Origin of the sequence: Gordonia sp. Swx-4, from assembly GCF_030316175.1 — a bacterium.
GTDB classification, from domain to species: domain Bacteria; phylum Actinomycetota; class Actinomycetes; order Mycobacteriales; family Mycobacteriaceae; genus Gordonia; species Gordonia alkanivorans.
Genome location: NZ_CP128197.1, coordinates 1,391,275 through 1,417,259 on the forward strand (window position 1 = coordinate 1,391,275; position 25,985 = coordinate 1,417,259).

General features: G+C 66.4%; 21 protein-coding genes and 2 pseudogenes. 19 read left to right on the forward strand and 4 right to left on the reverse strand.

Annotation, left to right across the window (positions count from 1 at the left end):
• Position 1 precedes the first annotated feature (1 nt).
• Positions 2 to 1,558, reverse strand: a complete 1,557-nt coding sequence (locus tag PWF70_RS06385; RefSeq protein WP_286352904.1) for a hypothetical protein — start codon at positions 1,556 to 1,558, stop codon at positions 2 to 4.
• Positions 1,559 to 1,752: 194 nt separating this feature from the next.
• On the opposite strand from PWF70_RS06385, the gene PWF70_RS06390 reads away from it, so the two are divergent.
• The gene (locus PWF70_RS06390) at positions 1,753 to 4,263 is read left to right on the forward strand and encodes a UvrD-helicase domain-containing protein (protein ID WP_006359758.1); all 2,511 of its coding nucleotides are present in this window, start codon (positions 1,753 to 1,755) and stop codon (positions 4,261 to 4,263) included.
• Between the two features lie 145 nt (positions 4,264 to 4,408).
• Here the strand turns inward: PWF70_RS06390 and PWF70_RS06395 are convergent, their stop codons facing one another.
• Positions 4,409 to 5,557 carry a M23 family metallopeptidase gene (locus PWF70_RS06395; RefSeq protein WP_035754802.1) on the reverse strand — a complete coding sequence of 383 codons (1,149 nt, stop codon included), beginning with the start codon at positions 5,555 to 5,557 and terminating at the stop codon, positions 4,409 to 4,411.
• 446 nt (positions 5,558 to 6,003) lie between these two features.
• Between PWF70_RS06395 and sucC the strand changes: the two genes are divergently transcribed.
• Both sucC and sucD read left to right on the forward strand, forming a co-directional pair.
• Entirely contained in the window at positions 6,004 to 7,167 is a 1,164-nt protein-coding gene (sucC, locus tag PWF70_RS06400; protein WP_006359760.1) for an ADP-forming succinate--CoA ligase subunit beta, read from the forward strand.
• Positions 7,168 to 7,181: 14 nt separating this feature from the next.
• Complete coding sequence (gene sucD / locus PWF70_RS06405) at positions 7,182 to 8,084, forward strand: succinate--CoA ligase subunit alpha (RefSeq protein WP_035754800.1); 903 nt, start codon at positions 7,182 to 7,184, stop codon at positions 8,082 to 8,084.
• 75 nt (positions 8,085 to 8,159) lie between these two features.
• On the opposite strand, the gene PWF70_RS06410 is transcribed toward sucD, so the two are convergent.
• Positions 8,160 to 9,203: a GmrSD restriction endonuclease domain-containing protein gene (locus PWF70_RS06410; RefSeq protein ID WP_042376627.1), complete on the reverse strand. Its 1,044-nt coding sequence runs from the start codon at positions 9,201 to 9,203 to the stop codon at positions 8,160 to 8,162.
• Between the two features lie 160 nt (positions 9,204 to 9,363).
• Between PWF70_RS06410 and PWF70_RS06415 the strand changes: the two genes are divergently transcribed.
• From PWF70_RS06415 to PWF70_RS06460, 10 genes are all read left to right on the forward strand, one after another.
• The gene (locus PWF70_RS06415) at positions 9,364 to 10,047 is read left to right on the forward strand and encodes a hypothetical protein (protein ID WP_230461914.1); all 684 of its coding nucleotides are present in this window, start codon (positions 9,364 to 9,366) and stop codon (positions 10,045 to 10,047) included.
• A complete protein-coding gene (locus PWF70_RS06420; protein ID WP_006359764.1) occupies positions 10,044 to 10,520 on the forward strand; it encodes an RDD family protein in 477 nt (158 codons plus the stop codon). The genes PWF70_RS06415 and PWF70_RS06420 overlap by 4 nt, the downstream gene beginning before the upstream one ends.
• Before the next feature lie 94 nt (positions 10,521 to 10,614).
• Positions 10,615 to 12,084 carry a carboxyl transferase domain-containing protein gene (locus PWF70_RS06425; RefSeq protein WP_042376629.1) on the forward strand — a complete coding sequence of 490 codons (1,470 nt, stop codon included), beginning with the start codon at positions 10,615 to 10,617 and terminating at the stop codon, positions 12,082 to 12,084.
• Entirely contained in the window at positions 12,081 to 12,479 is a 399-nt protein-coding gene (locus tag PWF70_RS06430) for an NUDIX hydrolase (RefSeq protein WP_006359766.1), read from the forward strand. The genes PWF70_RS06425 and PWF70_RS06430 overlap by 4 nt, the downstream gene beginning before the upstream one ends.
• Before the next feature lie 89 nt (positions 12,480 to 12,568).
• Complete coding sequence (locus PWF70_RS06435) at positions 12,569 to 12,883, forward strand: hypothetical protein (RefSeq protein WP_042376631.1); 315 nt, start codon at positions 12,569 to 12,571, stop codon at positions 12,881 to 12,883.
• The gene (locus PWF70_RS06440; RefSeq protein ID WP_052362786.1) at positions 12,880 to 14,235 is read left to right on the forward strand and encodes a hypothetical protein; all 1,356 of its coding nucleotides are present in this window, start codon (positions 12,880 to 12,882) and stop codon (positions 14,233 to 14,235) included. The genes PWF70_RS06435 and PWF70_RS06440 overlap by 4 nt, the downstream gene beginning before the upstream one ends.
• 11 nt (positions 14,236 to 14,246) lie before the next feature.
• On the forward strand, positions 14,247 to 14,543 hold the full coding sequence (locus PWF70_RS06445; RefSeq protein WP_035754861.1) for a hypothetical protein: 297 nt from the start codon (positions 14,247 to 14,249) through the stop codon (positions 14,541 to 14,543).
• A gap of 62 nt (positions 14,544 to 14,605) precedes the next feature.
• A complete protein-coding gene (locus PWF70_RS06450) occupies positions 14,606 to 14,845 on the forward strand; it encodes a hypothetical protein (protein ID WP_231380974.1) in 240 nt (79 codons plus the stop codon).
• Between the two features lie 80 nt (positions 14,846 to 14,925).
• Positions 14,926 to 15,546 (forward strand): nitroreductase family protein, encoded by a 621-nt coding sequence (locus PWF70_RS06455; RefSeq protein ID WP_035754793.1) that lies wholly within the window; start codon positions 14,926 to 14,928, stop codon positions 15,544 to 15,546.
• Positions 15,547 to 15,563: 17 nt separating this feature from the next.
• Positions 15,564 to 16,205: a TetR/AcrR family transcriptional regulator gene (locus PWF70_RS06460; protein WP_279939826.1), complete on the forward strand. Its 642-nt coding sequence runs from the start codon at positions 15,564 to 15,566 to the stop codon at positions 16,203 to 16,205.
• Here the strand turns inward: PWF70_RS06460 and PWF70_RS06465 are convergent, their stop codons facing one another.
• The gene (locus PWF70_RS06465; RefSeq protein WP_280073129.1) at positions 16,206 to 17,837 is read right to left on the reverse strand and encodes a class I adenylate-forming enzyme family protein; all 1,632 of its coding nucleotides are present in this window, start codon (positions 17,835 to 17,837) and stop codon (positions 16,206 to 16,208) included.
• 97 nt (positions 17,838 to 17,934) lie between these two features.
• Between PWF70_RS06465 and PWF70_RS06470 the strand changes: the two genes are divergently transcribed.
• The 6 genes and pseudogenes from PWF70_RS06470 (at position 17,935) to PWF70_RS06500 (ending at position 25,846) form a co-directional block, all read left to right on the forward strand.
• The gene (locus PWF70_RS06470; RefSeq protein ID WP_286352905.1) at positions 17,935 to 18,774 is read left to right on the forward strand and encodes a TetR family transcriptional regulator; all 840 of its coding nucleotides are present in this window, start codon (positions 17,935 to 17,937) and stop codon (positions 18,772 to 18,774) included.
• A 281-nt stretch (positions 18,775 to 19,055) separates the two neighbouring features.
• The gene (locus tag PWF70_RS06475) at positions 19,056 to 20,036 is read left to right on the forward strand and encodes a cyclase family protein (RefSeq protein WP_006359775.1); all 981 of its coding nucleotides are present in this window, start codon (positions 19,056 to 19,058) and stop codon (positions 20,034 to 20,036) included.
• Between the two features lie 39 nt (positions 20,037 to 20,075).
• Positions 20,076 to 21,737, forward strand: coding sequence for a class I adenylate-forming enzyme family protein (locus PWF70_RS06480; RefSeq protein ID WP_006359776.1), 1,662 nt, complete (start codon positions 20,076 to 20,078; stop codon positions 21,735 to 21,737).
• Complete coding sequence (locus PWF70_RS06485) at positions 21,734 to 22,969, forward strand: acyl-CoA dehydrogenase family protein (RefSeq protein WP_286352906.1); 1,236 nt, start codon at positions 21,734 to 21,736, stop codon at positions 22,967 to 22,969. The genes PWF70_RS06480 and PWF70_RS06485 overlap by 4 nt, the downstream gene beginning before the upstream one ends.
• A gap of 347 nt (positions 22,970 to 23,316) precedes the next feature.
• Positions 23,317 to 24,556, forward strand: a pseudogene (locus tag PWF70_RS06495) (ISL3 family transposase).
• A 51-nt stretch (positions 24,557 to 24,607) separates the two neighbouring features.
• Positions 24,608 to 25,846, forward strand: a pseudogene (locus tag PWF70_RS06500) (HNH endonuclease).
• The last annotated feature ends 139 nt before the right edge of the window (positions 25,847 to 25,985 follow it).

The following is a 25,985-nucleotide window of genomic DNA, read 5'->3' on the forward strand; positions in this document are numbered from 1 at the left end:
CCTACTCGTAGAAGTAGGCGCTGACGTTGTCGGTCTGCCCCTCGGAGGCGATCAGCGCACGCAGTGCCGAAGCGGCCTGCGGTTCGTTGACGAAGTAGACGACCTTCACGTCGCCGGCGGCCTTGACCTGCTCGCCGATCTGCTTCTTGAGCACCTCGGTGCCCTCCCAGCTCGGGTCGAAGCTGCCTCCGCTGATGTGCTCGGAGTAGCCCGGACCGAAAGTGATGTGCAGATTCCCGTCGGTGCCGATGCCGTCGAACAGGTACTCGCCGCGCTTCACCGCGTAGTAGCTGGGGAGGCCGGTGATCCCGGCGCCGTAGCGGGCCTGGTCGGGGCTCTTGTTGCCGGTGCGGACGTACACGACCTCGGTGTTGGTCTGCTTCTCGTTGTCGTCGATCAGCTTGTTGAGATCGGCCTCGGTGGTGTCCAGGAAGGCCAGGTACGTGTAGGCCGACCGCGGTCCGATCGACGAGTTCGCCGGCAGGTTGGTCGCCGTGCATCGTGTCGTGGCGGTGCGGCCGAAGTCGACGCGCACGACCGGCTTGCACTCGCCGCCCAGCGCGCCCGCGGGACGACCGCCGACGGCGAAGTTGAGGGTCATGCCGTAGTTGAAGTGGCCGGTGACGTCGTCGGCCCACGGGATGCCGGAGACGGTGAAGTCGTAGGCGCAGGCCGCGGTGGTGCACTCGCCTACAAGTCGCGGGGTGACGACCGGTTGCTTGGCCCACAGGCCCGGCGCCGGTGCCGACTGCAGGTCGCCGACGAGGGCGCGCTGATTGGCGAACACCTTCTGCGCCTGGTCGGCCGGCTGCAGGCTCACCGAGGTGTCGATGTCGTAGGTCGCCGATCCCTGCTTGGACTGACCCTTGACGTTGGTGACGTTCTTGGACTCGGGGTCGAAGGTGACCTCCCAGCTGCCGATCTTCACCTTGTTGTCGCCGATGAACTCGATGGGTGGATCGCTCGTCGGCCAGCGGCGGGCGTCGGGGGTGCCCTTGTTCGGGGTGGGCAGTTCGACGCCGAGCTGCGGTTCGGAATCGGATTCGACGTTGCCGATGTCGCCGGCCAGGTTGTCCGGGCCGAGGATGGTGCCGAAGCGGGGGAGGCTGGTGAACCGCGTCGACGCCCACTTGTTGTCCAGCGGTGCCATGTCGAGATTCAGTTTCTCGTCGGCGACGAGAAGCTCGTTCCACAGTGAGGTGGGCGCGCTGATGTACGGGTTGTTGCTGATCTGGCGGTACTCGCCCTGCTCGGAACCCAACGACACCGTGCCCTCGGCGGAGTTCGACGTCGTCACGATGAGATCGCTGAACTCGACCGTGCCCTCGCCGCGGGCGTCGTCGTACTTGTAGGCGACCTTGCCGGTGTACTTGGCCGCGGGGCTCGTCGCCATCTTGAAGAGGACCTCGTCGAGGCTCTTCTGGGCGCGGAACGCGGCGGTGGGCTCGACCGTGCCCGCACTGCTGAACGGCACGAACGACAGGATCAGGGCGACCACGAGAGCCAGCGCTCCGACACCGAGGACGATGGCGGCGGGGGCAATCGACGGTCTCTTCATGGTTGCCTCTTTCGGTCGCCGAGGCTTGTCAACCGCATCGACGGGTGCCCCGAACCAGTGATACCGGGTCATCGTAGCCGCGGGACCCTGCGTCTCGGGTGCCAACGCACGGGGCGGTCGAGCGATCGGACGACGGGCATCCGGCCCAAGGCCGACGGGGCGGTGTCGGGGCGGGCGGGTAGCCTGGACTACCGATGAACAGCTCTTCTTCTGCCCCTCTCCTCGCCGGTCGCACGTCTTCCTCGTCTTCGGGGACGACTGCCGCCGACGACCGTGTCGCCCGCCTGCTCGAGGGCCTCAACCCGCAGCAGCGCGCCGCGGTCCTCCACGCGGGCGCGCCGCTGCTGATCGTCGCCGGCGCGGGTTCGGGCAAGACCTCGGTCCTGACTCGCCGCATCGCCTACCTGCTGGCGGCCCGCGACGTGACGCCCGGGCAGATCCTGGCCATCACCTTCACCAACAAGGCCGCCGCCGAGATGCGCGAGCGTGTCATCGACCTGGTCGGGCCGCGGGCCGCCTACATGTGGGTCTCGACCTTCCACTCGACGTGCGTCCGCATCCTGCGGGCGCAGTCGGGCCTGCTGGAGGGGATGAACTCCAACTTCTCCATCTACGACGCCGACGACTCGAAGCGGTTGTTGGGCATGATCATCCGCGACCTCGACCTGGACCCGAAGAAGTTCAGTCCGCGCGGCGTCTCGGTGGCCATCTCGAACTTCAAGAACGAGCTGATCTCGCCCGACGCGGCCGCGGCCTCGGTAAACGAGGACGACTTCACCGCGGCGACGATCGCGAAGATCTTCGCCGAGTACCAGCGCCGGCTGCGGGCGGCCAACGCCTTCGACTTCGACGACCTGATCGGCGAGACCGTCGCGTTGCTGCACCGTCACCCGCAGGTCGCCGAGTACTATCGGCGCCGCTTCCGGCACGTCCTCGTCGACGAGTACCAGGACACCAACCACGCCCAGTACGTCCTCATCCGCGAACTGGTGGGGGAGCAGACCACCGCGAGCGGCCTCGAACCCTCCGAACTGTGCGTCGTCGGTGACGCCGATCAGTCGATCTACGCCTTCCGCGGCGCCACCATCCGCAACATCGAAGAGTTCGAGCGTGACTTCACGAACGCCGAAACAGTTCTGCTCGAACAGAACTACCGCTCGACGCAGACGATCCTGTCGGCTGCCAACGCGGTCATCGCGCGCAACACCGGCCGTCGCGAGAAGAAGCTCTGGACCGACTCCGGCGACGGCGAGCTCATCGTCGGCTATGTCGCCGACTCCGATCGTGAGGAGTCGACGTTCATCGCCAAGGAGATCGAGGAACTCACCGACTACTCGATCGGCGGGTCATCGAGCTACAAGTACTCCGACATCGCGGTCTTCTACCGCACCAACACCGGCTCCCGTGCGATCGAGGAGGTGTTCGTCCGCCACGGCATCCCCTACAAGGTGGTCGGCGGCACCAAGTTCTATGAGCGCAAAGAGGTCCGGGACGTGGTCGCCTACCTGCGGGTGGTCGCCAACCCCGACGACTCGGTGAGCCTGCGGCGCATCCTCAACACCCCCCGACGCGGAATCGGCGATCGCGCCGAGGCCTGTGTCGCCGTGCATTCGGAGAACACCGGCCGCAGCTTCTACGAGTCGCTCGTCGACGCCGCCGAGGGCAAGGTCGCGCTACTGAACACACGCGCGGTCAAGCAGATCGGCGGCTTCGTCGAACTCATCGAGGGCCTGCGCGCCGACTTCCTCACGCACTTCGGCGAATCCGACACCGACGACGCCGACACCGCCTTCCTCGACGCCACCGAGGAGTCCGCCGACATCGGTGAACTCGTCGACGCGATCGTCGAACGCACCGGTTACCGGTCCGAGCTGGAGGCGTCGAACGATCCCCAGGACGGCGCCCGGCTCGACAACATCAACGAACTCGTCGCCGTCGCACGGGAGTTCAGCGCCGATGCCGCCCAGGTCGATCTGGAGGCGGACGATGATCCGTCCATCGAGGTGGACCGCGAGGGTGAACCCGAACCCGGTTCTCTTGCAGCATTTCTCGAGCGGGTCTCGCTGGTCGCCGATGCCGACCAGGTGCCCGACGAGGGTGACGGCGTCGTCACGATGATGACGCTGCACACCGCGAAGGGCCTGGAGTTCCCGGTCGTGTTCGTGACAGGCTGGGAGGACGGGCATTTCCCGCACATGCGTGCACTCGGTGACCCGAACGAACTGAGTGAGGAACGCCGCCTCGCCTACGTGGGCATCACCCGCGCCAAGCAGCGTCTGTACCTGACCCGATCGGTGACCCGTGCATCATGGGGGCAGCCGGTGTCGAATCCGGAATCCCGCTTCCTGCCGGAGATCCCGCAGCACCTGATCGACTGGCGGCGCACCGAGCCGCGTCGTTCGGTACGTGGCTTCGGCGGATCGTCGGGCGGCGTGTTCGGTCGCGACGACTCGTTCTCGGGCAGTGGCGGCGGTTCGTCGTTCGGTCGCGGCCGGTCGTCGTACTCCTCCGACCCGGCCCGCGGACGCAACAAGCAGGTCCACCTCGACATCGGCGACCGGCACAACCATCCCAAGTACGGCATGGGCAAGGTCGTGGCCAAGGAGGGCAGTGGCGCCACCGAACGCGTCACCATCGACTACGGCGGCAGTGCCGGACGCGTCACCTTGCTGACCGCAGGTGGCATCCCGGGAGAAAAGCTCTGAGCAGCACGATCACGTTGCGTTTGGTCCCGCATGCCGGGATGGTCTGATCCGGGACAGATCGCAATGTGATCGTGCCGGCAGTGATTTCAGGGAGCGACGGGGCGGGCGTGAGCGCGTCGCACGCCTCAGATGGCGGAGAGAGGATCTAGCCGGTGTAGCCGGAGAGCTTGACGCCCTTGGCGGCGAGCCACGGCACCGGATCGATCTTGGTGTTGCCGTCCTTCCACACCTCGAAGTGGAGGTGCGGGCCGAACGAGAAGCCCTCGTTGCCCACGAGTGCGATGACGTCGCCGGCGGTGACCTTCTGTCCCGCGCTGACGAGGACGCCCGACGAGGACATGTGGCCGTACATGGTCACCGTGCCGTCGTCGGCGCGGATCTGAACCCAGTGGCCGTAACCGGAGGCCGGTTCGGCCTTGATGACGACGCCGTCGGTCGCCGCGTGGATCGGGGTACCGAGCGGGGCGGCCATGTCGATGCCGCCGTGCATGGTGCCCCAGCGCATCGCGAAGGCGGAGGTGAAGTCGTACTTGCCGAGCGGGATCGGCGAGGTGAAGAGTGGGCGACGGGCCAGGGCCTCGCGCTGCGCCTCGTCGGCGGCCATCTTGGCGCCGACGCCGAGCTGGTCGGTGAAGACGTTCATCTGGTCGGTGACCGGCGACGCGGTGGCCACTCCCGGGCCGAGGTCGACGGGGGCCGTGGCGTCGTTGACAGCTGCGGCGTTGGTGGTGGCGGTGGTGGTCGACGGGTCGTCGGTGGCACCCACCTGGGAGACCGCGGCAACGGCTGCGCCGGCCGCCATGGCGATCAGGGCGGCGCGCCCACCCTTGAGGGCGTTCGGCGGGGCCGCGATGCGGTGCTTGCCGCGGCGACGGACGCGCTGGCCGGCCGGATTGGTGCGGAACGGACGGAGGTCGGAGTCGGACTCGTTCTCGTCGTCGACGAGAATGTCGAGCTCGGCGCCCTCGACGTCGAACGGCTCGTCGTGTTCGTACTGATCGAACTCGTGCTCGGGGATCAGGATGTCCTGGGTGATCTCCGAGTGGGTCGGGCGGTAGTAGCCCTTCCAGGACGAGGGGGTCCAGGTGGTCTCTTCGGACGGTGTCCGGGTGGTGGAAGCAGACGAGCGGGGGGCTTCGTAGCCGAAGTCGTAATCGCTGAGGTCGTAGTCCGTGTCGTCGTCGACGAAGGGGATGATGGTGGTCATCTCCTCTGCTGTGAGGTCGTCGACCAACCCGCCCGATCGGACGCGGCTCGATCCGCGTGAGACTCCGGGTCCCGCCAAATCGTCCACCTCATCTCTTCGCTACCGCGGATCCGACGTAATGTCCGTAATCCTTCTGTGACCAACTCTGAGAGCCGACGGTAACGAAATGATTGCGGCAAGTCCAACCGTAGAAAGCCGCTAATCGGAAATTTGTGAGCTGAGTCACAAGATATTTCCAACTTCGTCAAACCGTCGAATCTTGGGTTTGCCGACCTGGATGCGTGGCTTCCCCGGGTTTGTCGCCGCGATCGATTCAACACCCCGGGCCGCGGGCGTGTCCGGCCGGGTCCGGCGTCCGGCGAATCTGCCAGGTGAGAGGTATCGAGACGTACTCGGGAGTAGGTTCGTACCGAGCGAGTGATCTGTCGCACATGGGCAGGGTGCGCGCGAAGGGGCGATAAAGCACGGGTTTAAAGTCCGATATGGCCCGCGTTACACCCTTAGGCGGGCAAATCTACGAGATGGTGAGCTGAATGGATCTCTTCGAATACCAGGCGAAGGAACTGTTCGCCAAGCACGGGGTTCCCACCACACCCGGTCGGGTGACCGATGATGCCGCCGACGCGCGGGCGATTGCCGAGGAAATCGGCAGGCCTGTGATGATCAAGGCGCAGGTCAAGACCGGCGGACGTGGCAAGGCAGGTGGCGTGAAGTACGCCGCTACCCCGGACGACGCGCAGTCCTACGCCTCCAACATCCTTGGCCTCGACATCAAGGGCCATGTCGTGAAGAAGCTGCTGGTCGCCGAGGCCAGCGACATCGCGGAGGAGTACTACATCTCCTTCCTCCTCGATCGTTCCAACCGCACCTACCTGGCCATGTGCTCGGTCGAGGGCGGCATGGAGATCGAAGAGGTCGCCGCGACCAAGCCCGAGCGTCTCGCCAAGGTCGCCGTCGACGCCGTGAAGGGTGTCGACCTGGAGACCGCCCGCTCGATCGCCGAGCAGGGCCATCTGCCTGCCGAGGTCCTCGACGCCGCGGCCGTGACCATCCAGAAGCTGTGGGAGGTCTTCGTCGCCGAAGACGCCACCCTGGTGGAGGTCAACCCGCTCGTCCGCACGCCGGACGATCAGATCCTGGCCCTCGACGGCAAGGTCACCCTCGACGAGAACGCCGATTTCCGTCAGCCCGGCCATGCGGAGTTCGCCGACATCGAGGCGACCGACCCGCTCGAGCTCAAGGCCAAGGAGAACGACCTCAACTACGTCAAGCTCGACGGACAGGTCGGCATCATCGGTAACGGTGCGGGTCTGGTCATGTCGACCCTCGACGTCGTCGCCTACGCCGGTGAGAAGCACAACGGTGTGAAGCCGGCCAACTTCCTCGACATCGGTGGCGGTGCCTCGGCCGAGGTCATGGCCGCCGGCCTGGACGTCATCCTCAACGACGATCAGGTCAAGAGCGTCTTCGTGAACGTCTTCGGTGGCATCACCGCGTGTGACGCTGTCGCCAACGGCATCGTCGGCGCCCTGGAGAAGCTGGGGTCGGAGGCCAACAAGCCTCTCGTCGTCCGCCTCGACGGCAACAAGGTCGACGAAGGTCGCAAGATCCTGGCCGATGCGAACCACCCGCTGGTCACGCTCGCCGAAACCATGGACTCGGGCGCCGACAAGGCCGCCGAGCTGGCGAGCAAGTAAGGGAGCCACGGAATATGTCGATCTTTCTGAACAAGGACAACAAGGTCATCGTCCAGGGCATCACCGGTGGTGAGGGAACCAAGCACACCGCCCTGATGCTCAAGGCCGGCACCAACGTCGTCGGTGGCGTCAACGCCCGCAAGGCCGGCACCACGGTCTCGCATGTCGACGCCGACGGCAACAACGTCGAACTGCCGGTGTTCGCCTCCGTCGCCGAGGCCATGAAGGAGACCGGGGCCGACACCTCGATCGCCTTCGTCCCGCCGAAGTTCTCCAAGGACGCCATCATCGAGGCGATCGACGCGGAGATCCCGCTGCTGGTCGTCATCACCGAGGGCATCCCGGTACAGGACAGCGCTTACGCGTGGGCCTACAACGTGGAGAAGGGCGCCAAGACCCGCATCATCGGTCCGAACTGCCCCGGCATCATCACCCCGGGTGAGGCTCTGGTCGGCATCACGCCGAACAACATCACCGGCAAGGGCCCGATCGGTCTGGTCTCCAAGTCGGGCACCCTGACGTACCAGATGATGTACGAGCTGCGCGACCTCGGCTTCTCGACCGCCATCGGCATCGGCGGCGACCCGGTCATCGGCACCACCCACATCGACGCCATCGAGGCGTTCGAGAAGGACCCCGAGACCAAGCTGATCGTGATGATCGGTGAGATCGGTGGCGACGCCGAGGAGCGGGCCGCCGACTACATCAAGGCCAACGTCTCCAAGCCGGTCGTCGGCTACGTCGCGGGCTTCACCGCGCCGGAGGGCAAGACCATGGGTCACGCCGGTGCGATCGTGTCCGGTAGCTCCGGCACCGCACAGGCCAAGAAGGAGGCCCTCGAAGCCGCAGGCGTGAAGGTCGGCAAGACGCCGTCCGAGACCGCGGCGCTGGCACGGGAGCTCTACGAGGCCCTGTAAGTCGTCTCGACACCGAAAAACCCGAGCGGGATCATCCGCTCGGGTTTTTTCGTGCGTTCGTCGTTCTGAGCGGGATTACTCGCAGGCGACCCCGTCGCCGTCACGGTCGAGCTTGGCGCGGTAACCGGGCTGACCCGCGTACAGCGGGGCCGCTCCGGCCGCACGGGCCGCCGAGCAGTTGGCGTAGTACGCCGAGGACGGCGCGTCCACCGGCGGCGTCGTCTCGGCCGGCGGGGCGTAGAGCCGTGGGGGCGTGTAGGTCGTCTCGGGGACCGGGGTCGCCGTTGAGGTGCGCGTCGCGGTGCGCTCGGTGGTCGTCGGTGCCGTGGCGCCGCACGAGGACAGGACACGGATGATCGCGTCCTTCTCCGCCTGGGTCATCCAGAGCCGGTAGGCCGCCTTCACCTCGACCTGACGGGACACGTAGGTGCACCGGTAGCCCCTGTTCGGCGGCAGCCAGGTCGCGGCGTCGCCGGCACCCTTCTTCTGGTTCGTCGGACCATCGACGGCCTGCAGGTTGCGCGGGTCGTTGGCGAAGTCGATGCGCTGCTGCGGGGAGAGTTGCTGCGCGCCCTTCTGCCACGCGTCCGAGAGTGCGACGACGTGATCGATCTGGACCGCCGAGGACGTCCCCTGACCGCGGACGAACCGGATCGTCGTGCCGGTGTAGGGATCGTCGAGCGTGCCCGACAGGACGGCGCAGCCGTTGGACCCCGGCTTGAGGGTGATGCCGGTCAGGTCGCGACGCAGGATGTCGTTGCGGGTGTCGCACCCGTTGTGCCCGCCGTCGACGGTGACGTCATCGGACCAGGCCTGGCCGAACAGGTCGCGGTCGTATCCGGTCTTGGGTGCGCGACCCTTGACGGCCAGGGTGTTGAGCGTCCTCAGTGCGTCGTCCGCAGCCGGTGCCGAGGCCACGGTGATCACGGGCGAGGGGGTGGGCAGCGGTGCGTCGGTGGTCGGCGCCGCCACGGCGGAGGTGATCTCGGGCGTCGGCGGCGTCGCCGCGGTCTGCTGGCTGATGCCGCAACCGGCGACGACGAGTGTGAACGCCGCGACGGGGGCCGCGAGCAGCCATCGGGACACCGGGTGCGCGCGTGGGGGTACGGATTCGGGCATCGTCGAGCAAACCTCTCATAGGACTGATCACCATCATGACGCGCACTTGTCTCGACGGGCCTCGGGCACCATATCGGTCCTGAACCGGTGCCGTTACATGACACTCGACGTGACACGATTGCGACGGTCGGGGCTCATCCCCTCGTGCGATAATTCGTCGGTGAACCCCGAGGCGCGGCGCAGCGCGCTATCCCAATTGACGAGGGAGTCGCTGCATTTCGCGGGTGTCGTCATCGACGTCGCCGAGCGTCTACCGGTCGTGGGCGGAGTGGTCGGCTCGGCGCGTACCGGCGTGCAGGAGTTCGTCGTCGACACCCGCGCCTGGGTCGCCACGACGACCCGAACGATCCTCGGTGCGGTCATCCGCGAGGTCGTCGAGGTGCTCACCGAAGAGGTGGATCTCACCGACCTCGTGCTGAACCACGTCGATCTCGAGCGGCTCATCGCCGAGGTCCTCGCGGTCATCGACCTCAACGCCGTGATCGAAACCGTCGACCTCGATCGTGCTGTCGCGCAGGTGGATCTGATGAAGGCGATCGACCTGGTCGACCTCGACGAGGTGATCGGGAAGGTCGACCTCGACGCGGTGGCCGCCAAACTCGACATCGACGCGGTCCTCGACCGTGTCGACCTCGTCGAGCTGGCCGAGGAGATCATCGACGGCGTCGACCTCCCCGACATCATCCGCGAGGCCAGCACCTCGGTCACCGCCGACGTGATGACAGACGTGCGCAGCACCAGTGAACGTGCCGACGACGCGGTCGCCAACGCGGTCAACCGCTTCCTGCGTCGCCGTGGTGCCGAGGCGGTCGAGGCCACCAGGCAGGACGGGGCGACCGAATGACCGCTGAACCCAAACCTGCTCACCCGGCGGTCCATCGGGCGCATGCCGTGCAGGACCGGGACAAGAACGCCGGGATCGTGAGTCGCGGAATCGCGGCATTCCTCGACCTGCTCGTCGTCTGGACGATCCTGGGAGCCTGCTACGCGGGACTCGCGCTGATGAAATTCGTGGTCTCGGTCAGTGAGTACCGGTTTCCCGAGGTCAATCTGTTTTTCACCACAACGGGTTTCGTGGTCACCTCGGTGCTCTACCTGGCCACGTGCTGGGAGGTGTCGGGGCGCACGCTCGGCTCGGTGGTGATGGGACTCCGCGTGGTGAACAGCAAGGGCGAGCGCATCCGGCCGGCGGTCGCGGTTCTGCGGGCGCTGATCTGCACGCTCTTCGCGATCGGACTGGCGTGGGCGGTGGTCGATCGCCGACGACGCTCGGTCGCCGACGTCGTCCTGCGCACCCGCGTCATCTACTCTCGCTGACCGACTTCAACAGGGCCAGACGGAGTTCATCGGCTCTCTCCTCTGGAGGCTGATCTCCCGGGAGGCAGTGCACGAGCGGGATACGGTGTGAGGCATGGGTGAACGGGCACGGCTGTCGGCCGTGGAGCTGCGGGGGATGATCGTCGACGACGGGTCGTGGGAGTCGTGGGACACCGCGATCGTCCGCCCCGCGGTCACCTCTGACGGCGACGACCGTGCCTACGCCGACGACCTGGCCCGCGCCCGGGTGCGTAGCGATTCCGACGAATCGGTGATCACCGGCGCCGGTCTGATCGGCGGTCACCGCGCGGCGATCGTCCTCAGCGAGTTCGGCTTTCTCGGCGGGTCTATCGGCCGTGATGCCGGCGCGCGCATCGTCGAGGCGATCGGCCGGGCCACAAGGGAACGGATTCCGCTGATTGCGTTGCCCGCGTCGGGCGGCACCCGCATGCAGGAGGGGACCGCGGCGTTCCTCCAGATGGTCGCGATCACCGGAGCCGTCACCGCGCACAAGGCGGCCGGGCTGCCGTACCTCGTCTATCTGCGGCACCCCACGACCGGCGGGGTGTTCGCCTCCTGGGGGTCGCTCGGTCACGTCACGTGGGCGCAACCCGGCGCGCTCGTCGGGTTCCTCGGGCCCCGTGTCTATGAAGGACTCTACGGCGAACCGTTTCCCGACGGGGTACAGACGGCCGAGAATCTCTTCCGCACAACGGTCGTCGACGATGTGGTGGAACCGGACGCTCTGGCCGGGCGGCTCGCGGCGGTGTTGCGACTGCTCACCCTGCACGGTGGCGCGCCGCCGACGCAGGCTCCGCAGACCGCGCCCGACGATTCGGGCACGCCGGCGCACCACGCCTGGGCCAGCGTCCTCGCGACCCGTGAACCGGGTCGGGCGGGGTTGATCGAGTTCCTCTCGCAAGGGGATTCGGCAGCGCTGTCCGACGCCGGGCCACTTCGCTTCGCACTCAGCGACTTCGGCGGCCGCGTGGCGATGGTCGTCGGCTACGACAGGGTGTCCCAGGACAACGGCGAGCTGCCCGGTCCCCGGCATCTGCGTGAGGCGCGCCGGGCGATCATCGCGGCAGGCGATCTCGGGTTGCCCGTGGTCACCGTCATCGACACGCCGGGGGCGGAGCTGTCGGTGGTCGCCGAGGAGGGCGGACTCGCCGCCCAGATCGCCCGCTGCACGGTCGAATTGATCACGGTGCCGGTACCGACCGTCTCGGTGATGCTCGGCCAGGGTGCCGGCGGTGCGGCGTTGGCGCTGTTCCCGGCCGACCTGCGGGTGGCCCGCGCGGACGCGTGGTTGTCGCCGCTACCGCCGGAGGGGGCGAGTCTCATCGTCCACCGCGACCTCGAACATGCCGGCGAGATGGCCACGCGCCAGGGCATTCTCGCCGGCCGGCTCGCGGTTCAGGGCATGGTCGACGTGATCGTCGACGCGGACTCCGATGCGGACGCGCTGGACCGGATCCGCGAGGCGATCGGCCGGTATCTCGCAAGTTCGCCGGCGCCGGATCCGCGGGCGCGCACCCGGGTGCCCGCGGCGGACGTCCGATGACCACGCGCATCGTCGCGGTCGGTGCTGTGCTGACCGACGGCGAGGGACGCGTCTTGCTCATCCAACGGCGAAACCCGCCGCAGGCCGGGAAGTGGACCGTGCCGGGCGGAAAGGTCGAACCCGGCGAGTCCATCGAGGCGGCAGTCGCGCGGGAGATGCTGGAGGAAACCGGCTTTCACGTCGAAGTGGGGGAGTTGCTGTGGACCGTCGACATCCCCGGCCCTGACGACGTGGTGTTCGAGGTCCATGACTTCGCCGCGCGGATCGTGTCCGGCACCCTGTGCGCCGGTGACGACGCCGTGGACGCCGGTTGGTTCACGGCTGAAGACCTGACCGAACTCCCGGTGACCCGCGGGTTGCTGAAGCACCTTCGCAAGCACGGAGTGTTGGGCTAGGGAGCCTCGGTCGGGTGTGGACTGCTGCGACAGTGCCGATACGTCCAGCGGTATATTCTTCCGAATCAGGGCGCGGGGAGGGGATTGTCTTGTCGGTTGAAGTGAATCCGGACAGCCTGAGAGTGGCGTCGGGCACGCTGGCTCAGCTTTCTGGAGATGTCGATTCGGCTCCTTTCCTGGGCGCCGTCGAAGTCGCCGCACAACTAGTTGGCAGCAATGTGGGTTCTGCACTGGGTGAATCGAATACGGCGAGTACCTGCGCCAAGCAGGTGCTCAAGGTGAGGTATGACCAGTTCGCAAGTCTCTTGTCGCTGTCGGCGGACACCTACGGCGACTCTGACGCAGAGGCCGCAGCTCGCATCGCGGGTGTCCCCGACATCAACTCCGCGACAAGCGGTGGGTGAGTGTGGCCACCCCAAGTGACGTTCTGAGTTGGAACATCGACTCCCTGCGAGAGTTGTCCACACGGGCCGCGGCGATCGCCGATGCAATGGTCGGAACGTCAAAGACGATGCGAGACACGATCTATGAACTTGCCTGGACAGGCGATGGGCGACGTGCTGCTGAAGACCGGGCCGAGCGAGAAAGAGAACAGATCGGCGCGGTGGCGTCCGGCTACGACGCGCTCTCCGCCGCCGCAGCCGGCGCGCATAGTGCGATGTCGCATCCTGTTTCCGAGATTCGTTCGATCATTCAGAACTACGTGATTCCCCCTGTCACACTGTCGGATTCGTGGGTCGTCGACGGCGTCGAGGACTGGAGTTCCGAGGCAGGACGGCAGCTCGCTCGGCTCGGCGGATTGGTGTCCGTTCTCATTGGCGCCGACGCCGCCTGGGGTGCCGAGGTCGCCGAGGCGAACCAGACTCTCGCGACCATGGCGCCAGAGCAAGCGCTGATGTCTGCGCTCGCGGTGATCACGGACTCCAAACGTCAGAGTCCGCGCGCAGAACCTGAGCGCCTGCGTGCCTCTGCGGCTGCCTTCGAGGAGATTTTCGGGCGCGAGCCATCTGGCCCGGTCGACTGGAAGACTGCCGAGGCGTTGAATCCGAACAGTTACGACCCGAAATACCAAGGCGTGAAACCCGGAATCAAAGTTGCGCGCATCAAACCTGTGCCCGGGCAAGGTGTTGTCCGCGCGGCACTGTATATACCAGCGGTCGAGGTGTTCAATGCACCGCACTACGACCTGGGGGACAATCGGGCAGAGGCTCCCACCTTCGACCCGGAGCATGCCCGTGTGGTCATGTACGTGGACTACGAGAACGGCCTGATTGTCACGAGACAGAATCCCTCGGTCGACTCCACTGGTCAGGTCCGAGTCGGTGAGCCCGAGGTTCAGGCGCAGCAGCGACCCGATGGGTCGATCATGATTCAGTACGACGCGGTCAATCCGTTCGCGCCGCCCGGTGCCTCGGTCACCGGCCACACCGTCAACGGCTCGCTTGTCCTTCAACCGACCAGCGGAAACCCCGGCACTGCTCGGATCATCGCCGGCGGTGAGATCACCGATTATCCGTCGGTCGAGATCTACCAGGACAATTCGGCCGGACAGAGCCGCCCCGTGCTGGTCGACGCGGCCGACTCCGGCAGTGCAGTGGGGCCGTTGTTCAACCTGCCGGGCTACCACGAGGTCGGCGGGGGCCGAGCGATGATGGACCCCTTCAAGGCCGACTTCGACGACGCGGGCTGGGAACGGAACAGACCGACGAACCTCGGAGATCCGGACAGTCCCCCTACCGTTGTCATGGTGCGATAGTGTCGCGGCCGATGCAGCATCGTGCGCTCTTCGCGGATTCCCGGTTCTGGCAGGCAGCCACCGTGGCCGTACCGGTGTCGGTGGTATTCGCCATTTTCGTCTTCATGATTCTGGCCGGGATCACCGACCGCCTGAATCCGGAGTGGTCGTCGTCGCTGGGTGTGGTGATAGGCATTGCAGGCGTGATCCTTCTAGCGATCGCTGTCGGCCTGTGGTGGCGCCGAACGCCGCGGTGTGCGGGAGCAGCTCTGGGTGTCTTGGCCGCGAGCGTGGTGGTCGCGTATGTCGCGTTGGTGACACTGTGGTGAGGACGCCGTCGACGAGGTATCGACGTGAGGACTGGTTCGGGCCGGAATCGTTCGGTGCAGTGGTGATCGGTATGCTCCTGATGTCGTTGCCCTACACCGGATTGGCCTCCAGAGAGGCGCTATGGCTGATCATCGGGCCGCCGCTGACCGGGCTGGTTCTGCTCGCGCTGAGCACGGCACCTGTTCGGGGCGTGCGATCGGTACGGCGGGTCGGAACGGGACTTGTGGCGGGTGGCGCCGGAGCGATCATCTCGATACCTGTTCTCCTGGCCGGGGCCGCGCTCGGATCGGCCATCGCCTGAACCGATGAAGCCGCCCGGTCCGCGCGTGACCTGACCACGGCTGGTGGTGCCCACCGCCCGACGTGTGGAAGATGGGGGACATGACCGAACTCCTGCCGCTCGATCCCGACCAGCTGCTCACGACGACGCGCTCGGTGCGCAAACGTCTGGACTACGACCGCCCGGTCCCGCTCGACGTGGTCAAGGAAGCGCTCGAGGTCGCATTGCAGGCGCCGACCGGGAGCAACAGCCAGACCTGGCACTGGATCGTGCTCACCGACCCCGAACTCAAGCAGAAGGTCGCCGACTACTACGCGCAGTCCTTCTCGAAGTACTACGCCGCCCAGCAGCCGCGCGACGAGACCGGCAAGCGGGTCGCGTCGAGTGCGCAGTACCTCGCCGACACGATGGGACAGGTCCCGGTGCTGGTCATCGGCGCGATCTACACCGGCGGCGACCTGCCCGAGGGCAACCAGGCCGGCGTCTGGGGCTCGCTGCTGCCGGGCGCCTGGAGTCTGCAGCTCGCGCTGCGTGCCCGCGGCCTCGGGTCCGCGTGGACCACGCTGCACCTGGCCTATGAGAAGGAGATCGCCGAGCTGCTCGGCATCCCCGCGGGCATCCACCAGGGTGTGCTGCTGCCGGTGGCCTACTACACCGGCACCGACTTCAAGCCGGCTCCGCGCAAGCCCCTCGACTCGGTGCTCCACATCGACGGCTGGTGAGTAGAGTGCGGATCACCATGTCCGCCACCAGTGACACCCCACCGGTCGAGACGGGGGACGTTCCCCGCCCGCCGACCCGTCGCACCCAGGCGAAAGCCGCTCGGCGCGCCGAGTTGCTGACCGCGGCCGCGCGGCAGATGGCCGAACGCGGCTTCGCCGGTGTGCGTCTCGAGGACATCGGGCGCGCGGTCGGGATCAGCGGACCGGCCATGTACCGGCACTTCGCGTCGAAGACCGAACTGCTCGACGAGATGCTCGTCGACATCAGCCAGCGGCTGCACGACGGCGGTGCCGAGGTCGTCGACCGCGGCGGGCCGCCGTCCGAGACCCTGTTGGCGCTCATCGGGTTTCACATCGACGTCCTCGTCACGAAACCAGATCTGATCGTCGTCCAGGATCGCGATCTGTCGTCGATGACGCCGGAGGCCAATCACCGCGTCCGACTGTTGCAGCGGCGCTACGTCGAACGCTGGGTCGACGTCGTGATCGCCGTCTACGAGCAGGAGGGCCGCACACTCGACCGGGCCGAGGCCCGCGTCCGCGTGCACGCGACGTTCGGCCTGCTGAACTCCTCGCCCCGGTTGCCCGCCTACGACGAGTCCGAACTGCGGCGTCTGCTCACCGCGATGGCCCTGGCCGCGCTCGGCTGCCCGGTCTGATCAGCGCAGTTCGCGACGCAGCAGCTTGCCGGTCGCGCTGCGCGGCAGTGCGCCGACGATCTCGACCTCGCGCGGATATTTGTAGGCCGCCATCCGATCCCGGCAGTACTCGATGAGTTCGGTCGGCGTCACCTCCGCACCCGGTTGCAGGGCGACGTAGGCGCGGGTCGACTCGCCGCGGTAGTCGTCGGGGATTCCGACGACTGCCGTCTCGAGTACCGCCGGATGCGACTGCAGCACCTGCTCGATCTCGAACGGCCAGATCTTGTACCCGGACGCGTTGATCAGGTCGTTGCTGCGGTCGATGACGTAGAACCAACCGTCGGCATCCATGAAACCCACGTCGCCGGTGCGCATCTCACCGTTACGCAGCGCCGAGCCGTCGTCGACCTGACCCCAGTAGCCGGCGGCGATCTGCGGTCCGGCCGTGACGATCTCGCCGAACGTCCCCGGCGGCAGCGGTTCGCCGCGCTCGTCGACGACCCGCGCCATCGTGTCGAAGATCGGCAGACCCACTGAGAGGGCGCCGGTTTCGGGATCGACGGGCGCGAGGACACCGGGCGGCACCATATGGGTCGGCGAGGTGGACTCGGTCTGCCCGTACACGTTGTGGATCATCCCGCCCAGACGTTCGGAGATCCGTTCGGCGACGTCGGGGAGGACCGGTGCGCCGCCCGAATAGCGGAGTCGGAGTGATCCGAACGCCTCGGGCGACGCGTCGGGGTGGTCGGCGAGCGCGATGTAGGCGGTGATCGAGGCGACGGAGAAGGCCGGACGCCAGGCGCGCACCGCGTCGAGGACCAGGCCGGCGTCGAATCGGTGGGTGAGGATGAGCGGCGAGCGCAGGGACAGCGCCAGCATCACCGAGCCCACCAGGCCGGTGACGTGGAAGATCGGCGACATGCACAGGATCGGCTCGCCGGATTGCAGGCCCGTCCAGGTGCGATAGGCCTGCGCGCTGAACGTCAGATTGCGGTGCGTCAGCTTGGCGCCCTTGGGTGGACCGGTGGTTCCCGACGTCGGTGCCAGCACCGCGACATCATCCGGTGCGGGTGCGTGCCGGGTGACCGCACGCGAGCCGGTGCCGATCAGGTCGAGGAGTTCGACGGTGCCTGCCGTGGAAACCCGGGACACGTCGAACACGCGCTGCAGATCGTCGCTGCCGGCGAAGTCGAGCGGCGAGGCCGTGACGACGAGTCCGATCGACCCGAGCTCGTCGGCGACCTCCGCGTGGACCTCGTCGAGCACGAGGAGGGCGGCCGGAGTGAAATCGTCCAGGGCCCTGCGGAATTCGCCGCGCTTGTACATGGGGCTGATGAGGGCGGCGACACCGCCGACCTTCCAGGCCGCGAGGAGCCCGAGCACGATCGCGGGCTCGTTCTGGACGGCGATGCCCAGCAGGTCGCCGACCGCGAAGCCGTGTTCCTGCAATGCGTGGGCGAGGGCGTCGGATGCGGCGTCGAGGTCGGCCCAGCTCAGCGTCGCGCCGAAGTAGTGGACGGCCGGAGCGTCGGGGGATGCGGCGAGCGCGGCGTCGAACATCTCGAGTGGGGATCCGAACTCGACGTCGAGGTGCTCGGAGAGTCCGGACGGGTAGTGGGCCAGCCAGGGACGGCTCTCGTAGGCGTTCATGCGTACGAGCGTTCGGGGTGACGCGAGCGAGGCGGCAGGTTGTGGACCACGAGGATGAGTCTACGAAAAATGCGCGGCTCCCCATAAGCTGTTCAGCGTGGTCGAACAACCGGTGACCGACAGCGGCGCCGCCGTGCGTGAGTTGCGTAAGCAGGCGGGCGTGACGCTGCGTGGGCTGGCGGCCGGTATCGGGGTGAGCGTCGGGACCATGAGCGCCATCGAGAACGGGAAGGTCGGGCTCACCGTCGACCGGTTGCGCCAGATCGCGCAGTGCCTGGACGTGCCCGTCGCTCGTTTCCTCGAGTCGCCGCAACCGGAGAAGGCGGAGGCCGCCGGGGACCCGACGGACTGGCGTGTGTTCGCCCCGCTGACCCTCGACCCGGTGCTGGAGTCGGCGATCGACGTCTTCGAGGAACTCGGCTATCACGGTGCGACGATGCGCCTCATCGCCGCCGGCGCCGACATCAGTGTCGCAGGCATCTATCACCACTACCCGAGCAAGCAGCACCTGCTCGTCGCGCTGGTCAACATCGCCCACGCTGACCTGGCGCGACGTCTCGACGCAGCCGGCGACGGCGTCGACGCGGTGACCGCCTTCGCCAACATGGTGGAGGCGCTCACGCTCTTCCATGTCGAGCGTCGCGCGCTGGCGCTCGTCCTGGCGGCGGAGCTCCGGCGCCTCGAGGAACCCAACCGCACGCACCTGCAGGCGTCGATGGCGCAGATCGAGGGTCGCCTGCTCGACACGGCCCGGCGCGCCGCCGAACTCGGCGCCTTCCGGTCGGGTGACCTGTCCGTGGCGACCAAGGCGATCGTCACGATGTGCCTGGCCGTCCCGACCTGGACCGATGACTCCGACGCCGCTCAGGGACGTCGCATCGCTCGCGAGTACGCGAATCTCGCTCTCGGCATGGTGGGTTTCCGGGCCGACCGCTAGGCCCCCCGACCTTCGGCGCGTCCAGGCGGCCTACCCCTGGACAGGGGAAGTTCAGCTTTGCTGAACCTGCCGTGTGTACTGGGCTTTCCCTTCTCTTGCTGACAAATGCTGAGACATCACCGATTTCGCCTCTTGACGGCGCTGCGAACGAGTGCGATGCTCGTCACAATGAACCTACCGAGCGAGCGCTCACAAAGTTCAGTCGAGAAATTCAGTTCGCACCGTTCAGTGTGCGACCCGGAACCGTCGGTTCCGCTCTGGATCGAATCAAAGGAGACGAGATGACCGAGATCGAGACCGCTGCGCCGTCCATGGGTGACCTGTTGGGCGCCGACACCCCGTCGAACTGGGGCAAGTGGGGGCCCGACGACGAGGTGGGTGCCCTGAACTACCTGGACGCGAGTGAGGTTCTGCGCGGTGTCGGCCACATCAAGTCGGGGGAGACCTTCACCCTCCAGATCGAGATGGGGCGCACGGAGAGCCCCGGCGATCCGCTGTGGCCGGGCCGCGAGGGCATCAACCGGAAGAACATCCTCGACGAGTCGTCGTGGGACGGTGAGGGCGCACCGCAGTTCCCCGGTGGCCTGCACTATGCCGACGACACCGCGAACATTTTCCTGCAGGGCTCCACGCAGTACGACGCCCTCGGCCACGTCTGGTATGACGGCAAGCTCTACAACGGCTACGACGCCCGCAGCACCGTCGACGCATTGGACAAGGCGTCGGTCCTGCCGATCGCCGAGAAGGGTGTCGTCGGCCGCGGCGTGCTGATCGACATGGCCCGTTACCGCGGCAAGAAGTACCTGGAGAAGGGTGAGACCTTCGACCACAACGATCTCGAAGCCGCGGCCGCCGCACAGGGTGTCACCATCGAACCGCACGACATCCTGATCATCCGCACCGGCTGGCTGACTTACTGGTACGAGCTGAACAACCCGGAACAGTTCTACGACGGCTTCTGCGAGCCCGGCCTGACCTACTCGCGTGAACTCGTGCAGTGGTTCCAGGACAAGGAGATCCCGAACCTGGTCACCGACACTATCGCCAACGAGGTCACCACCGACCCGGAATCCGGTGTGGCGCTTCCGCTCCACAACGCGCTCATGCGCAACCTGGGTGTCGTGTTCACCGAGATCGTCTGGCTCGAGGAGCTGGCCGAGGCGTGTGCCGCCGACAACCGCTGGAGCTTCCTGTACGTCGCGGCCCCGCTCAAGGTCGTCAGCGGCACCGGTGCGCCGGTGAACCCCGTCGTCATCCGCTGACTCGCCCACGAGTCATTCGCCGAAAGAGGAACGTCAGACATGAGTGTCTACGACGACAAGGTGTGGCGCAGCCACTACCGCGAGCAGGATCTCGCGCCGCGGAGCATCGAATTCGACACCGCGCTGGACATGTTCGCGGCCACCGCTGCGCGCACCCCGGATGCCGACCTGATCCGTTACTTCGACGGATCGGTCACCGCCGGTGAGCTCGACGAGCTGACCGACGCGTTCGCGGTCGGCATCCTGGACCTGGGCTTCACCCCGGGCGATCGCGCGGTGGTCTACGCCCAGAACATCCCGCAGTTCGTCATCGCCCAGCTGGGTATCTGGAAGGCCGGCGGCATCGCCGTGTCGGCCAACCCGATGTACCGCAGCCGCGAACTCGCCGAGATCCTGGTCGATTCCGGCGCCACGGTACTGGTCGCGATGCAGTCGCTGTACCGGGACGTCGCGCAGGAGGCGTTGCGCGACAACAAGACCGCGGTGCGGACCGTGATTACCACCTCGGAGCTGGAGTACCAGACCGCGAACAGCGGAACCCTGGCGGGCGTCGAGAAGATCGACTGCCCGGGCACCGTCGACCTGGCGACGATGCTCGCGAATTACCGGGGACAGCGTCCGCCGAAGGCCGATCTCACCGGGGACAGCGTCGCCTTCCTGACCTACACGTCGGGAACCACCGGGCCGCCCAAGGGTGCGATGACCACCCATCGCAACGTCGTGTTCAACGCGCAGACCTACCGCGACTGGGTCGGCGTCGACAGCGACGACGTGATCCTCGGCGTGGCACCGCTGTTCCACATCACCGGTCTCATCGCGCACATCGCGCTGGCCGAACTCACCGGGGCGCCGCTCGTGCTGATGTACCGGATGGACCCGGCCGACACCATCGCGACGATCGCCCGCGAGAAGGCGACGTTCACGGTCGGATCGATCACGGTGTTCATCGCCCTGATGAACGTGCCGGACATCGACCCGGCGTCGCTGGCGAGTCTGTCGAAGATCTACTCCGGCGGCGCGCCGATCCCGCCGAGCACGATCGCCGAGTTCCAGAAGCGGTTCGGTCACTACATCCACAACGTGTACGGCCTGACCGAGACCACCTCCCCGTCGCATGCGGTGCCGTTCGGCGTGACGGCCCCGGCCGACGAGGAGACCGGGGCCACCTCGGTGGGAATCCCGGTGTACGACACGGTCGTCCGGATCGTCGACGAGCAGGGCAACGACCTGCCCGCGGGCGAGGTCGGCGAGCTGGTCACGGCCGGCCCACAGGTGGTCGCCGGCTACTGGAACAAGCCGGAGGCGACCGCGAAGGGCATCCCGAACGGCGTGCTGCACACCGGCGACGTCGGTTACATGGACGCCGACGGATGGTTCTACATCGTCGATCGGAAGAAGGACCAGATCAACACCAGCGGTTTCAAGGTGTGGCCACGCGAGGTCGAAGACGTTCTGTACGAGCATCCTTCGGTGCGGGAAGCAGCGGTCGTCGGCGTGCCCGACTCCTACCGCGGCGAGACCGTGAAGGCGTTCGTGAGCCTGCGGCCGGGAACCGAGGCGACGCCGGAGGAGCTGATCGACCACTGCAAGACGCGGATGGCTGCCTACAAGTACCCGCGTGAGGTGGTGGTGATGGGCGACATCCCGAAGACCGCCACGGGCAAACTGTTGCGTCGTGAACTGCGGACGGTGGCACAGTGATCCAGCCAGATCTGACCGGCCGCATCCCGGACGAGACGCTCGATCTCCGGCCGTCGGCGAAGGCGTCGGAGTTGCGCGAGGAGCTCATCGCGTTCATGCACTCCGACGTCTTCCCGGCGGAGCAACGCTACGAAGAGGAGCGCGGCTTCGCCGGACCCGACGATCACGACGTGCCGCCCGTCGTCGAGGAGCTGAAGAAGCGGGCCCGCGCACGCGGCCTGTGGAATCTCTTCCTGCCGTCGGAATCCGGGATCAGCCAGCTCGACTACGCCGGTCTGGCCGAGATCACCGGGTGGAGCCTGCATCTGGCGCCCGAGGCCCTCAACGGTGCGGCACCTGACACCGGGAACATGGAGCTGCTGCACCTGTTCGGCACCGACGAGCAGAAACAGACCTGGCTGGAACCGCTGCTCGACGGCCGAATCCGGTCGGCGTTCTCGATGACCGAGAAGGACGTCGCCAGTTCGGATGCGACGAACATCGAGACCAGCATCGAACGCGACGGCGACTCCTACGTCATCAACGGCCGGAAGTGGTGGACGAGCGGCGCAGCCGACCCGCGCTGCAAGGTGCTCATCGTCATGGGCAAGACCGATCCCGGGGCGGCGACCCATCGGCAGCAGTCGATGGTGCTCGTCCCGATCGACACCCCGGGCGTCACCGTTGTCCGCGACGTGCCGGTGTTCGGTCGTCACGACCAGCACGGCCACGTCGAGATCGTCTACGAGAACGTCCGGGTGCCCGTCGAGAACCTGCTCGGTGAGGAAGGCGGCGGGTTCGCCATGGCGCAGGCGCGGCTCGGCCCCGGCCGCATCCACCACTGCATGCGCGCGCTCGGCGCTGCCGAACGCGCCCTGCACCACCTGGTCCAGCGGTCGAAGGGGCGCGTCGCCTTCGGCAAGCCGCTGGCCGAGCAAGGTGTCGTCCAGCAGCAGATCGCCGAGTCCCGTGTCGCGATCGACCAGGCCCGCCTGCTGTGCCGGCTGGCCGCCAAGACGATCGACGAACTCGGCAACAAGGCCGCCGCGCCGTATGTCTCGGCCGCCAAGGTGTCGGTACCGCGCGTGGCGCTCGAGGTCATCGACCGGGCGATCCAGGTCCACGGCGGCGCCGGCGTCAGCGACGACGTGCCGCTGGCCGCGATGTACGGATGGCACCGCGCGATGCGCATCTTCGACGGTCCGGACGAGGTGCATCTCCGCACGATCGCGAAGTCGGAGCTGCGTCGGTGATGGTTGCCGCGTAGCGGTTTCCTTCACCCTTGCTGCCTGAGGTGCGAGGAGCGCAAGCGACGAGCCACGAAGGTCTGGTGAGCAGATGTCGCCAGCCCTTCGTGGCGCTCGCTCCTTGGTTAGCGGGGTGACGGGGGGAGATGTGTTGCAAACCTCCAGTTCTCAGGGTCGCGAACTATCCTGCCGCCACTGACAAATCACCGAAAACTGCTGTGGAATACCTACAGTACTCAAACGGATGTGGCACTCTTGACGGTTCTGTGGGTGCCTCCCGGTGCGCCTGAAGCGCGCAACGCCCTGTCTCACTTAAGGTTTGGTTTGCGAAGACTAAACCGAGGAGCAGGGCGTTGCGCGCTACTAGACTACTGCAGAAGTTGCTGAAGATCGAGAACCTGGTGGTTCTTGATGTCGCCATTGAAGACGACGATGACGGCCAGTTGTTGGTCGTCTCGGTCCGTGCGAAACGCAGGCAGGACTCGCGGTGTCCACACTGCCGACGGCGTCGACCAGGCTATGACCGTCCACACCATCCGCGCCGTTGGCGACACCTCGACCTGGGCGGGATGCGCTGCTACCTGCAAGGACACATTGGACGGGTTGACTGCAGCCTGCACGGCGTCGTCACCGAACATGTGCCGTGGGCACGGCCGGCAGCAAAGATGACGCGCCGATTCGACGACACGGTCGCCTGGCTCGCCGCGCACAGTCCATCATCCGCGGTGTGTGAGTACATGAGGGTGTCGTGGCGAACAGTGCAACGCATCATCGCTCGAGTCGTTGCCGATCACACCGGACAGGCCGACCGAATGGATGGGTTGCGCAGGATTGGTATCGATGATATCGCCTACCGAAAAGGTCGGCGATATCTGACGGTGATCGTCGACCACGACACCGGCAGGTTGGTGTGGGCGCGTGAGGGTGCAACCAAGAAGACGCTTCGCCAGTTCTTCGACGAGCTCGGCGCCACGCGCAGTGCACAGCTGACCCATGTGAGCGCCGACGCGGGTCAGTACATCGAAACGGTTGTTGCAGAACGTGCTCCGGATGCCATTCGATGCATGGATCCGTTTCATGTCGTCCAGTGGGCCACCCGTGCCGTGGACCGTTGTCGTAGCCGGGTCCTCAACCGGATCCACGGTCTGTCCAACGACGATCGTAGGAATCTGAGGTGGGCACTGTTGAAGAACCCTGAGAACCTCACCCCAGGTCAACAGCGGACCCGTGAGCTGATCGTCAAACGCGCCAATAGTGAACTCGCTCGCGCGTATCAACTGAAAGAGGAACTCCGCCACATCGTTACCGGGGAGCATTCTGGCACGTGGCGACGGCTCGAGCACTGGTTACATCGAGCTGATCGTAGTCGAATCATCGAACTCGTCGGTCTCTCCAGATCGGTACGACAGCAACAGATTCAGATCTACAACTCCGTTGTCGTGGGCCTATCGAACGCCCGGGTGGAGGCCACCAACACGCATCTGAGGGCACTGACCAAGCGGGCCTACGGATTCCACTCACCAGAAGCACTCATCGCGATGTCGACACTCACTCACGCGAGGAGGGGCGTGTCCTGTTCTGCCACACCAGTAGTGACCCACGAAACCGTCAGGAGGACCACGGATGTTCGATTACCATGGCGTCATGGCACCGCTCGAATCCCTCCTCGACCAGCTCGCGGGAATCACTCCACCCACAGACGATCCCACTGGTCGCACGACAATTTCCGAACTGGAGCTCTGGAGAAAGGTCCGGAATCTGGCTGATCACCGAATCGCCACTTGTGCAGGCGATCTCGATGATCTGCGTGTCGCGGAGAAGGCAGGGTCGACCACCAAGAAGCTGCTGATCGAGATGTGATTCCCGCCGGTGGTCGCCACTCGGGCGATTCGTATCGCCGACAGCATCGGCACCTTGAGCAGGCTCGAGAGTTGCGCGGCCGACGGAAACCTCTCGGGAGAGGTCGCCGACGCCATTGTCCGTGGCATGACAATCATCGAGAAGCGTTCACCCGCCGCGCTTTCCGGCAACGACCGTGGCACCTACGAGAGCGGACTCCTCGCCCAAGCCCTGTCAGGTGCCACACCCGCCGAGATACAAAAGCACGCGCAGACGATCGGCAACACCATCGCCGACGACGAGGGCGGTATCCCCGCGTGCGACGACCGGTCACTGGATACGTTGTCGCACCGGGTGACCGATGACAGCCGCGTGGAGATCAACGCCAACGTCACCCAGGCCGTCGGCGAGAAGTTCATCGCGATGATCGACGAACGCTCGGTGCCGTGCCCCGAACCCGACGGCTCCCCAGACCGACGCTCAGCAACCCAGATCCGTGCCGACGCAATGGAGGTGCTGTTGGATCAAGCCGCAGTCGGCGCTGCGATGGACACCATCGGCACACCACGCGCCCAGATATTGCTGACCATCCCCGCCGACGGTGGTGACCCCGCATCCCTGCCCTGGACCGGCCCGACCACCCACGCCATCGCCCGACAACTGTCCTGCGACGGAACCCTGACCGAGATCGTCATCGACGGTGATACCGTGCCGCTACAGATGGGTCGCGAACGACGACTCTTCCCACCGCACCTACGCAAAGCGATCATCATCCGCGACCAGAGTTGCATCAAATGCGGCGCGCCACCATCGCACACGCAGGTGCACCACATCGAGCACTGGTCCGACGACGGCGACACCGACCTCGACAACGGCTGCCTGCTCTGCCAACGCTGCCACACCCAGGTTCACCACAACGGCTGGGACATCATGATGGGCTTCGACCGACACCCGTGGCTGATCCCACCGGCCGACATCGACCCCCGACGCCGCCCGTTACCCGCCTACAACCGCCGCACCATGCGACTCGACGACGCCGCCTGACACAGCAGACTTTCGCGCAGCACCTTCCGCGCCCCGGCCACCAACCGGGACCGCATCCGTCCCGTGACAAGTCCACAGTGTGAACACCGAATCTCCGATCCGTGGCCATCGGCACGAGCGGGGTCTGGTTCCGTGCGAC

Excerpts from the sequence above, each read along its gene's own strand:
- PWF70_RS06385 (WP_286352904.1), bottom strand. The coding sequence starts at position 1,558 with ATGAAGAGACCGTCGATTGCCCCCGCCGCCATCGTCCTCGGTGTCGGA.
- PWF70_RS06390 (WP_006359758.1), top strand. The coding sequence starts at position 1,753 with ATGAACAGCTCTTCTTCTGCCCCTCTCCTCGCCGGTCGCACGTCTTCC.
- sucC (WP_006359760.1), top strand. The coding sequence starts at position 6,004 with ATGGATCTCTTCGAATACCAGGCGAAGGAACTGTTCGCCAAGCACGGG.
- sucD (WP_035754800.1), top strand. The coding sequence starts at position 7,182 with ATGTCGATCTTTCTGAACAAGGACAACAAGGTCATCGTCCAGGGCATC.
- PWF70_RS06410 (WP_042376627.1), bottom strand. The coding sequence starts at position 9,203 with ATGCCCGAATCCGTACCCCCACGCGCGCACCCGGTGTCCCGATGGCTG.
- PWF70_RS06420 (WP_006359764.1), top strand. The coding sequence starts at position 10,044 with ATGACCGCTGAACCCAAACCTGCTCACCCGGCGGTCCATCGGGCGCAT.
- PWF70_RS06425 (WP_042376629.1), top strand. The coding sequence starts at position 10,615 with ATGGGTGAACGGGCACGGCTGTCGGCCGTGGAGCTGCGGGGGATGATC.
- PWF70_RS06430 (WP_006359766.1), top strand. The coding sequence starts at position 12,081 with ATGACCACGCGCATCGTCGCGGTCGGTGCTGTGCTGACCGACGGCGAG.
- PWF70_RS06445 (WP_035754861.1), top strand. The coding sequence starts at position 14,247 with ATGCAGCATCGTGCGCTCTTCGCGGATTCCCGGTTCTGGCAGGCAGCC.
- PWF70_RS06455 (WP_035754793.1), top strand. The coding sequence starts at position 14,926 with ATGACCGAACTCCTGCCGCTCGATCCCGACCAGCTGCTCACGACGACG.
- PWF70_RS06460 (WP_279939826.1), top strand. The coding sequence starts at position 15,564 with ATGTCCGCCACCAGTGACACCCCACCGGTCGAGACGGGGGACGTTCCC.
- PWF70_RS06465 (WP_280073129.1), bottom strand. The coding sequence starts at position 17,837 with ATGAACGCCTACGAGAGCCGTCCCTGGCTGGCCCACTACCCGTCCGGA.
- PWF70_RS06475 (WP_006359775.1), top strand. The coding sequence starts at position 19,056 with ATGACCGAGATCGAGACCGCTGCGCCGTCCATGGGTGACCTGTTGGGC.
- PWF70_RS06480 (WP_006359776.1), top strand. The coding sequence starts at position 20,076 with ATGAGTGTCTACGACGACAAGGTGTGGCGCAGCCACTACCGCGAGCAG.